Origin of the sequence: Synechococcus sp. 65AY6A5 (assembly GCF_002760415.1) — a bacterium.
Taxonomy (GTDB): domain Bacteria; phylum Cyanobacteriota; class Cyanobacteriia; order Thermostichales; family Thermostichaceae; genus Thermostichus.
This window is the reverse complement of sequence record NZ_AXUW01000001.1, coordinates 1,446,574-1,455,366: the sequence shown is the minus strand read 5'-3', so window position 1 is coordinate 1,455,366 and position 8,793 is coordinate 1,446,574. Positions and strand designations below refer to the sequence as shown.

Annotated in this window: 7 protein-coding genes, 2 pseudogenes and 1 riboswitch; of the genes and pseudogenes, 5 read left to right on the top strand and 4 right to left on the bottom strand. The window is 61.6% G+C overall.

All coding sequences use genetic code 11. The features are described from left to right. From SYN65AY6A5_RS14410 to sppA, 3 genes and pseudogenes are all read left to right on the top strand, one after another. Positions 1–240 (top strand): annotated as a pseudogene (locus SYN65AY6A5_RS14410) (16S rRNA (adenine(1518)-N(6)/adenine(1519)-N(6))-dimethyltransferase); the annotation flags it as partial. Between the two features lie 48 nt (positions 241–288). After that, positions 289–993 carry a 3-oxoacyl-ACP reductase FabG gene (gene fabG, locus SYN65AY6A5_RS06950; protein ID WP_011429803.1) on the top strand — a complete coding sequence of 235 codons (705 nt, stop codon included), beginning with the start codon at positions 289–291 and terminating at the stop codon, positions 991–993. A gap of 74 nt (positions 994–1,067) precedes the next feature. Further along, entirely contained in the window at positions 1,068–1,874 is an 807-nt protein-coding gene (gene sppA, locus SYN65AY6A5_RS06945) for a signal peptide peptidase SppA (RefSeq protein WP_011429804.1), read from the top strand. A gap of 147 nt (positions 1,875–2,021) precedes the next feature. Here the strand turns inward: sppA and raf1 are convergent, their stop codons facing one another. Both raf1 and SYN65AY6A5_RS06935 read right to left on the bottom strand, forming a co-directional pair. Continuing rightward, complete coding sequence (raf1, locus tag SYN65AY6A5_RS06940; RefSeq protein WP_041438181.1) at positions 2,022–3,119, bottom strand: RuBisCO accumulation factor 1; 1,098 nt, start codon at positions 3,117–3,119, stop codon at positions 2,022–2,024. Positions 3,120–3,900: 781 nt separating this feature from the next. Next, positions 3,901–4,341, bottom strand: a complete 441-nt coding sequence (locus tag SYN65AY6A5_RS06935; protein ID WP_011429807.1) for a DUF4278 domain-containing protein — start codon at positions 4,339–4,341, stop codon at positions 3,901–3,903. An 89-nt stretch (positions 4,342–4,430) separates the two neighbouring features. Next, a riboswitch (Glutamine riboswitch) is annotated at positions 4,431–4,522 on the bottom strand. Between the two features lie 255 nt (positions 4,523–4,777). On the opposite strand from SYN65AY6A5_RS06935, the gene SYN65AY6A5_RS06930 reads away from it, so the two are divergent. Continuing rightward, positions 4,778–6,676, top strand: a complete 1,899-nt coding sequence (locus SYN65AY6A5_RS06930; protein ID WP_011429808.1) for a cation:proton antiporter — start codon at positions 4,778–4,780, stop codon at positions 6,674–6,676. A gap of 27 nt (positions 6,677–6,703) precedes the next feature. On the opposite strand, the gene SYN65AY6A5_RS06925 is transcribed toward SYN65AY6A5_RS06930, so the two are convergent. Then, a complete protein-coding gene (locus tag SYN65AY6A5_RS06925) occupies positions 6,704–8,068 on the bottom strand; it encodes a CRTAC1 family protein (RefSeq protein ID WP_011429809.1) in 1,365 nt (454 codons plus the stop codon). Positions 8,069–8,156: 88 nt separating this feature from the next. Between SYN65AY6A5_RS06925 and rpsT the strand changes: the two genes are divergently transcribed. Further along, positions 8,157–8,459 carry a 30S ribosomal protein S20 gene (gene rpsT, locus SYN65AY6A5_RS06920; RefSeq protein WP_099812302.1) on the top strand — a complete coding sequence of 101 codons (303 nt, stop codon included), beginning with the start codon at positions 8,157–8,159 and terminating at the stop codon, positions 8,457–8,459. A 99-nt stretch (positions 8,460–8,558) separates the two neighbouring features. On the opposite strand, the pseudogene SYN65AY6A5_RS14405 reads toward rpsT, so the two are convergent. Beyond that, positions 8,559–8,793: pseudogene (locus SYN65AY6A5_RS14405) on the bottom strand (RNA-guided endonuclease TnpB family protein); the annotation flags it as partial.

The window sequence follows — 8,793 nt, the reverse complement described above, 5'->3', positions numbered from 1 at the left end:
CCCCGCTGGTTCTCCCAACTGGTTTGCCAGGGCTTCTCCGCCCGCCGCAAGCAACTTGTCAATGCTCTGGGAGGCCTCGTGGATCGCCAGACCGTGGCCGCCGCTCTGGCTCAGCTCCGCCTCAGCCCCACGGCCCGTGCCGAAGAGCTGGATCTGCCCGATTGGCTGGCCCTGAGCGATCTGCTGCTGGAGCAGACACCTAGGATGGCTGCCGTTTCCGGCGAGGGAAAACCGCGGTAGGGTGAGAGGAAGTCCTCAAGGGTTTTTCACCAGACCCCAAAACAACCTATGCTCAACAACCAAGGCAGACAGATCCTTGTAACTGGCGGTACCGGTGGGCTCGGGTTGGGAGTAACCCCCGTGCTCCTGGACACAGGGGCAGAGTTGACCTTGACCTACCGCCAAGAGGAGGAGTTGGCTGTTTTGCGGCAGCGCCTGCCGGCCAATAGCCTGGATCAGGTGCGCTTTGTGCAGGTGGATTTGCTGAACGAAGCCGCTGTGGCACGGCTCATCGACGATCTGCCCCGCGTCGATGGTTTGGTGCACCTGGTGGGCGGCTTTGCCATGGGCCCCACTCACGAGTACAGCCTAGAAGATTGGCGGCGCGATTTTGACCTCAACCTCACCACCACCTTCCTGGCCTGTAAGCACAGCCTGCGCAAGATGTGGCAACAGGGTTATGGACGGATCGTGACGGTGGCCTCCCGAGGGGCGGTAGAGCCGGGATCCCAACTGGCCGCCTACTGTGCTTCCAAAGCGGGGGTGGTGGCCCTGACCCGCACCATTGCCGCCGAAACCAAAGGCACCGACATCACCGCCAACGTCATCCTGCCCAGCATCATCGACACGCCGGCCAACCGGGCTGCCATGGGCTCCGAGCAGGCGGAGCTGTGGGTAAAGCCCGAGTCGATCGGGCAGGTGATCGCCTTTTTGGTCTCGGAAGCGGCGCGGGATCTGAGAGGGGCGGCGATCCCGGTGTACGGCAATGTCTGAGCTGCTTGGTTGACCGCGCCCCCAGACGGCCTTCATGATACGAGGGTAGAGGCTTATTTTCGTGCCGTTTTCCTATGCTGAAGCGATGGTTCTTGGGGGGCTGGCGTCAGCAAATTGGCCGCATTGAGGTAACAGGGGTGATCGATGGCAGAACCCGAGAGCGGGTTCTCAAAGCCTTGCAAGAGGTGGAAGAAAGACAGATCCCTGCCGTGGTGTTGCGCATCGACAGCCCCGGTGGGACAGTGGCAGACTCCCAGGAAATCTACAATGCCCTCTCGCGTCTGCGGGAACGCAAGGGCACGCGCATTGTGGCCAGCTTTGGCAACATCGCTGCCTCTGGAGGGGTTTACATTGCCATGGGAGCCGAGAAAATTGTCAGCAACCCCGGCACCATCACCGGCAGCATCGGCGTCATTATCCGCGGCAACAATCTCGAACGGCTGCTGGACAAGATAGGGATTTCCTTTAAGGTCATCAAGTCCGGCCCCTACAAGGATATCCTTTCCTTTGACCGCGAGCTGACCCCAGAAGAGCGCAACATCCTCCAAGAGTTGATCGACATCACCTACGGCCAATTTGTGCAAACCGTTGCTGCCGCTCGCCGGCTAAGCGTGAATGTGGTCAAAACCTTTGCCGATGGCCGCATTTTCAGCGGCGAACAAGCTCTGCACCTGGGCGTGGTGGATCGCCTGGGCACAGAAGAGGATGCCCGCCTCTGGGCCGCGGAGCTGTCAGGGTTGCCGCCCGATGCGAAGTTCTGCGATCTGCTCCCACGGCGCAGGGGTTGGGCCCGCTTGCTACCGGCGGCAGAGGCATTGGCGCGTCTGCAATTTGAGGTAAGCACCTCAGGCCTGCCCCTGTGGCTCTACACCGGTTCTTGAGAGACGGCCTCCACAACTGTGAGGATTGGTTCTCCCGCCCCCAACCCTTATGCCGGCATAAGAGAGCAGTTGGGAAGCAAAGCCAGAAGCCGCTTTGCCACCTGCTCCTGGCCGGGGGCTTGCGGCGGTGCGTCTGGCTGGCCGGAGTTACTCCTCTATTTGCCAGGGATCCTGCGCCAACTCCTCGTCGAAGATGCGGGGGGGACGCACCGCCATCAGCACTTGGCCCAGCAGGGGAGAGGGGGGCGAATCCTCTATCCACTCCACCGCCACAGCTCCCCCTCGATCCACCAGGAAAACCCCTGCCCTCCCTTCCCAGGTGCGAACGGCGCGATCCGCCACCAGCAAAATCGGATCCTGTTCTTCTTCAGGGGCCACCGGCCAGCCCAACAGGGATCCCAGCAAACCATTGTCCACCTGCAGGGCGACTGGGTCGGCGGCCCTTTGAATGGCCGGCCAAGCGGGCAAGGCCATCCACGTCTGCCCAGCCACGCTGGTGACCCAACCAAAAAGGCCTTGAGGCTCAACGGCAGGGATCTGCTCCCAGGTGGCGGTAGAAAGAGGCAGGGATCCGGCCACCGGCAGCAGACGGGGCAGATCCTCTTCCGGGCGAAACACCGAAAGCCTGGGCAACGGCTTGCGCTGGGGTTGGGAGCCGGGAGCCAACGTCGACAAGAGCCGCTCAACCTGTTGGCGGGCTGTTTCGCTGTGGGCATACTGAAAGGCGCGGCCAATGGCCCGGGTTCGCTCCTGGAGATCGCGGGTTTCCTGGGCAGTTTTCCAGGCTTGGTAAGCCACCGCATCGCCGGGGTGATCCGTGAACCCTTCCGGGAGCTGCCGCAGTTGGGCATAGTTTTTCACAGCCCGGGCGATCTCGTGGGCCTCATCGGCACCCAGGTTGCGGCTGACAACCAGCTCCGCCACCCGGACGCGATCCTGAGGCGAGAGGATGCGCAACTCGTAGAGAATATCGCTGCCTTTGTGGGCAAAGTGCTCCAAAACGGCTGAGCTGGCTCCTGCTTTCGCCATTCCTTCGTAAACCTGGGCGGCGACAACGATCTGGTTTTGGTGGGCGGGCTCAAACCCGGTCGCCTCGAAGATGGCCTGGGGAGTCATTTTCTGTCGTTGCAAGCTTTGGCAGGCCTTTGCCCAATCCAGCCACCCCCCCTCTTTGCGCTGCAGCCGGCCCATCAACAGGCTGGGATCCTCCTCCGGGGCAGTGGGTTCCGGCAAATGCTGACTCATGGCCACGCTTCCTCCGCAACGACAATAGCCCAAAATGAACGCATACAGAACCAACCCATCCAATACAGTAAACTACCCCATGGCTATAGCTTGCTTCCGCGAAGCAGTAGCCGGGGGCTTTGGGAAATCCTGTAGCCGGCAAGCCAGCCGCGGATCCCTGGGCTGGTTGATAAGGGCAGCCTCAAATAACATAGGCCTACGGCCCACTAACGCGGGGGGCAGCGTTGGAGCTCGCATCCCCTTCCCGCCCACGTGCAAGAGTGACCCCGCAACCGCTGGCCAACCTGCAAACACAAAAGGATAGCTCGGTAGCCTCGTACTTTAGGGCGGGGCGGAAAAGCCCGTAGGCAACTTGAGTTGCTCATAATGGTATCGTTGTTACCGAGGCGTGCCGTTCCCAGGCAAGCACCTCATCACGATGAAAAACTCGACCGGTGGCCAGCGTCTGGGAGATGCCAACGTCTCAGCCAACCTGCAAGGACTCTGCCCCCTGACGCGATCAGAAAAGTCAGCAGAACCTTGGGGCCTTGCCTCAAGGAACTGTCTAGCTAGAGGCGCTTTGGCAGCGCCTTTACGAGCCCGTTTGTGAACTACGTTAAGCATCCCCCGCCTTCCGGCGGAGGGAGTGTCAATTGCTCTCGGCGCTCTCTCGGCACTCGCCCTCCGTCACCTGAATTCGATGAAGTAGCCGCGCCTTTTCCCCTCCCCTGACCCCCCATCCAGATCCAAAGGGATCCCTCTCCCGCCATACCAGAAGATGAACTGGGGTGGGCAAAGCAAACTAGCTCATGCTGACCCGGCTGCGGTCATAGGTGAGACGGAAGGTGGGATGCACCTTTCCTTGGATGCGGTTCCAGAAGTTGCGCACATTGGCCTGCAGGCCAACCCGCTCCGTGCCACGCACCAACATGGCTTGCTGACGAACCCGAATCGCCCGTTGGTGGCCCATCATCAGGCGGCGAGCCAGCTCATCCAGAACGTGAGAACGGCCAGGAGCAGGTGCCTCGGCTGTCTGAACGGTTTGAGCCGGCGCTGCAGCAGCTTCGGAACGATAGGCCGCGCCCCGATAGAGCAGGTCAAGCTTGGTGGGCAAAACCACCGGCTTGCTCAGGTGGCGAAATCGCCAGTCCAGCCCCCGATAGCGACCCCCCACTTTGCCCGGAGAAACAGTCACCGTCGCCGGCGAGTGGGTGTAACCAACGCCACGGTAAGAGAGTTCCATGATCTTCGCCTCCAAACGTATATGGTCTGTATCCACTTCACTTCCTGAGGAGTGACCCGAGATGTCCCGTGGACAGTCCCAAGGGTTAAGGTGCGTTCCTTCGGGATAGCTCCCTACTTCCGTCCTCCGCCTGCCGTCTTGCTCCACGATAAGCCAAACAGCAGGCGAGAGGATGAACGGTTTCTTTCTACATTTTGTATTATAAGCTACGGTTTTGAGGTATTGCCACCAACTTTTAACGAAAATTTCCACTGATCCTCCCTTTAGCTGGCCAAGAACCCAGCCTGAATGAGGCGGGATCCCCTGCGGGAGCCGGTTTGCAGCGCTTTGGGTTGGGCCCAGCCTTCCACTCTGTCCGCAGGGCCGAAGAAAGCATTATCGTGGAAGAATCCTCAGGATTGGCTACAAAAGTTCATACTCCTGGTGGGGTGTCTCTGTGCAGGAAGACTTTCGCCTGATTCTGGACATCGTGACAGTGTTGGCGGCAGCGGCGGCGGGTGGTTTTCTGGCAGCGCTGCTGAGGCAGCCGGTGTTGCTTGGGTACCTGCTGGCAGGGATCCTGGTGGGACCAACGGGGCTGGGGTGGATCAAGGAGTTGGTGCAGGTGGAAACCCTGGCCCAGTTTGGGGTGACCTTTTTGCTGTTCAGCCTGGGAGTGGAGTTTTCCCTCAAAGAGTTGCGCCAGGTGCGGGGGATCGCCATTGGCGGCGGCGCTTTGCAGATCGGCCTGACCATCGCGATCACGGCGGCGCTGGCAGTGGCCAGCGGCTGGCTGACGCCGGTGCAGGGGATCTTCCTGGGGGCAGTGCTCTCTTTGTCTTCCACAGCGGTGGTGCTCAAAAGCCTCACCGAGACCAACCAGATGGGCACGCCCCAGGCTCACGCCATGCTGGGGATCTTGATTGTGCAGGATCTGGCGGTGGGGCTGATGCTAGCGGTGTTGCCGGCTTTGGATTGTCCTTTGCCGGAGCTGGCGGGATCCCTGGCCAAGGCGCTGGCGGAGATTGGCCTGGTGGGGCTGGGGGCGGTGGTGGGCGGGATGTGGCTGGTGCCCGCTTTCCTGCGCCTTTTGGCGCAGCAGGAGAGCAAGGAGGTGTTTTTGTTGGGGGTGATCAGCCTCTGCGTGGGGATTGCCCTGTTGACAGAGCGGCTGGGCATTTCCAGCGAGATCGGGGCCTTCCTGGCCGGGCTGATGATCTCAGAAGTGGAATACGCCGACCAGACCCTGGCCTATGTGGAGCCGCTGCGGGATGTGTTTGCCGCCCTCTTTTTTGCCGCCATCGGCATGCTCATCGATCCCAGCTTTATCGCTGCCCACCTGCCCTTAATCTTAGGGTTAGTGGGGCTGGTGATGGTGGGCAAGTTTTGCCTGGTGGCCCCTTTGGCCGGTCTGTTCGGCTACCCGCTCCCCTCAGCGGTGTTGGTGGGGCTGGGCCTCTCGCAGATCGGCGAGTTCTCCTTTGTCCTGGCCAGCGAAGGGCAAGCGCTAGGGCTGGTGTCGCGGCAACTGTATTTGCTCGTCGTCAGCACCACCGCCGTTACCCTGCTGGTCACTCCCCTTCTGCTCAGGGGCGCGCCGCGGCTGCTGGCAAAATTACAAGGGATCCCTTTCTTTGCCCGTTGGCTGGAAGCGAGCGAGCGGCCCCCCGCCCTGTCCCCCGACGCTCCCCAACAGGATCACGTGGTGGTGTGCGGCTATGGACAGGTGGGGCAGGACATCGTGCGCATCCTGGAAGCCCGTCGCCATCCCGTCTTGGTGATCGACCAGTCGGAACGGGTCATCCAACACCTGCGCTCCCGTGGGATCCCCTATCTCTACGGCAATGCCGCCAGCGCCCCGGTGCTGGAGAAAGCTGGCCTGCCCCGCGCCCGCGCCCTGGTGATCGCCCTGCCGGATCGCCTGAGCATGCGCCTTTGCCTGAAACGGGCGCTGGAACTGGCGCCCCACCTGGATGTGGTGGTGCGGGCCACCCATGAAGAGGACATCGAACAGCTCTATCAGTTGGGGGCCAGGGAAGTCGTCCACCCGGAATTTGAGGCCAGCCTGGGCTTGTGCAGCCATGTGCTGCTGAAGCTGGACGAGCCCCTGGAGGTCATCCAGCAGGAGATTCTGGCCATCCGCAGCAGCCACTACCGCGATTTGCGCCCTCCTTACCCCAGTTGTCTGATCCCCACCCCCGTGAGCTGGCCGGCGCAGCCCCCATCCCCGCCGCTCCTCGGCCATGCCAACGGCAGCCGCGACAGCGGCCCACCCGAGCCTGCGACCGCCTGGTGGGAGCACTGGCAGCGCCCTGTACAGCCGGAATGGGCAGGGATCTCGGGCTCGGCTGAGTAGATAGAGACAAAACCCCTCTCAGGGGAGCTAACCAGGATAGGGGATCCGCAGGAGCTGGTTGACCGGTGGGTGAGCCACCTGCACCTGTTTGCCGTCCGGCCACTGGATCTGGATGGCTTCTACTGCCGACTCGGATCCCAGGCCAAAATGGGCCACCGGCTCCATCTGGCAGAGGTAGCCGCTGCCGGCGTCGATGGGTCGGATCTGCGTGCGGGTAGAGGTAACCAGGCGTACCAAGGCGCCGCGGGCTGGGGATCCCTGGCGGGTGAGGGGCAGAACTCTCAGCCAGTTGTTGCCAGGGGCCAGCGGACGGTAGAAGCTCAGGGGCTGGGCGCCCGATTCTCCGTGGGCAACGAGCAGCTCTAGGCAACCGTCCCCATCCACATCCGCCACCGCCGCTCCCGTCCCCAGTCCCTGCGGCTCGACAGCATCTCCCATGTCGATAGCCTGCCAGCAGCCGGAGCGCCAGCCAAACAGCCGGTTGGGCTCGCCGATGTTGTTAAAAAACAGCTCTGGGTAACCGTCGTTGTCGAAGTCGGCAGCGATCACCGTGCGGATGCGGGAGGGCCTGGCCAGCTCGGGAGGGGCCACATTTTTGAAGACGCCGCTGGAAGTTTGGATCCAGAGGCGATGCGGCCCTTCCCAGTTGCCGTACACCAGATCCAACCGCCCGTCCCCATCCAGATCCACCGCTGCCACCCCCCGTCCGTGCTCGCCGGGATCCGCCAACCCCACCTCGGCGGCAATTTCCTCAAAGGTGCCATCCCCGCGGTTGCGAAACAAAAAGTTGGGCCCCTGCTCGTTGACGGCAAAAATGTCCATCCGCTGGGAAACCAGGGGCACGGCCACCAGCCCCCGCCCTCCCGTTACCCGGTTTACCCCCGCCTCTGGCGCCACATCGGCGATCATCTGGCCGGCGGACAGCTCGTAAAGGCGCATGGGGCCGCCATAGTTGGCCACGAAAAACCCGTACCGCCCCTGGCCAAAGCGATCCACGCAGGCCACCGAGCGACCTGCCGTCAAGTTGAGGGCATCTTGGTTGTGGGGCAGAGAGAACAGATCCACCCAACGGGATCCCTGCCAGTCGAAGAGGCGATCCCCAAAGCGCTTGCGCCCGCCGAAGGTATCAGTATTCAAGACGTAGAGTTCTTCTTGCCCGTCGCCGTCGAAGTCGCCGGCAGCCACCCCAATGGCCATCCGCCCTGCATCGGCCAGAGTATCGTCCACCAAATCCACCAGCGCCTGGCCGTTCCACTTCAAAACCCGATTCGGGCCGCGGAAGCCGCACACAAACAGCTCAAAAGCCCCGTCCCGATCCACATCGCAAATGGCAACTCCATAGGAAAAAGCAGGCGGGTTGAACTGGATGAGGGAGCTGCAATCTTGGAACATGGGGATCCCGTCGTAGGAGAGGCAGGAACTGGTGGGGCTCCAGACTCTAATGGTATGCTAGATCCTCGCTGTCGCTTCCCTTTCAACCATGCCACGCATCAAATCTGCCATCAAGCGCGTCAAGATTGCGGAGCGAAATCGCCTGCGCAACAAAGCTACCAAAGCCATGGTGCGCGCGCTGATGAAAAAAGTCATTTCTCTCTCCTCTGCTTACGCCGCCAACCCCCAACCGGAAACCCTGCAGGAGATTCAAGCGGCGATGAGCGCTGCCTTTAGCCGCATCGACAAAGCGGCCAAAACAGGGGTTCTCCACAAAAACACAGCCGCCCGTCGGAAGGCGCGTTTGTCTCGGATCGTGCAACGATCCCTGGCCGCCACAAGTGCCTCCTAAGACAGGGTCTTGGACGGGCAGGGCCCAAAGGTCTCTACTGCTGCCCCGGAAGCAAGCTTGAGCATTTGCTTACCGAGCTTTTGTTTGACACTGATACATTTACGCTGAACACTGCTGAGCATTACTGCTCAGCGGTGAAGCGATAGCATTCTGTCCGTTTCCGTTGTCACTACGCGACGCTGACGCGACCGCGCTACTCGGACGGAGTCCAAACAGAAAGGCGGTATCCCGCAAAGCCCTGAGCATAACGCCCAGAGCGCCTTGCCAATCTCGTGGTAGCCTATGGTTGCACTTCGGGCATCTAAACACCTTTGCGCCACCCAACTTGGTGTGG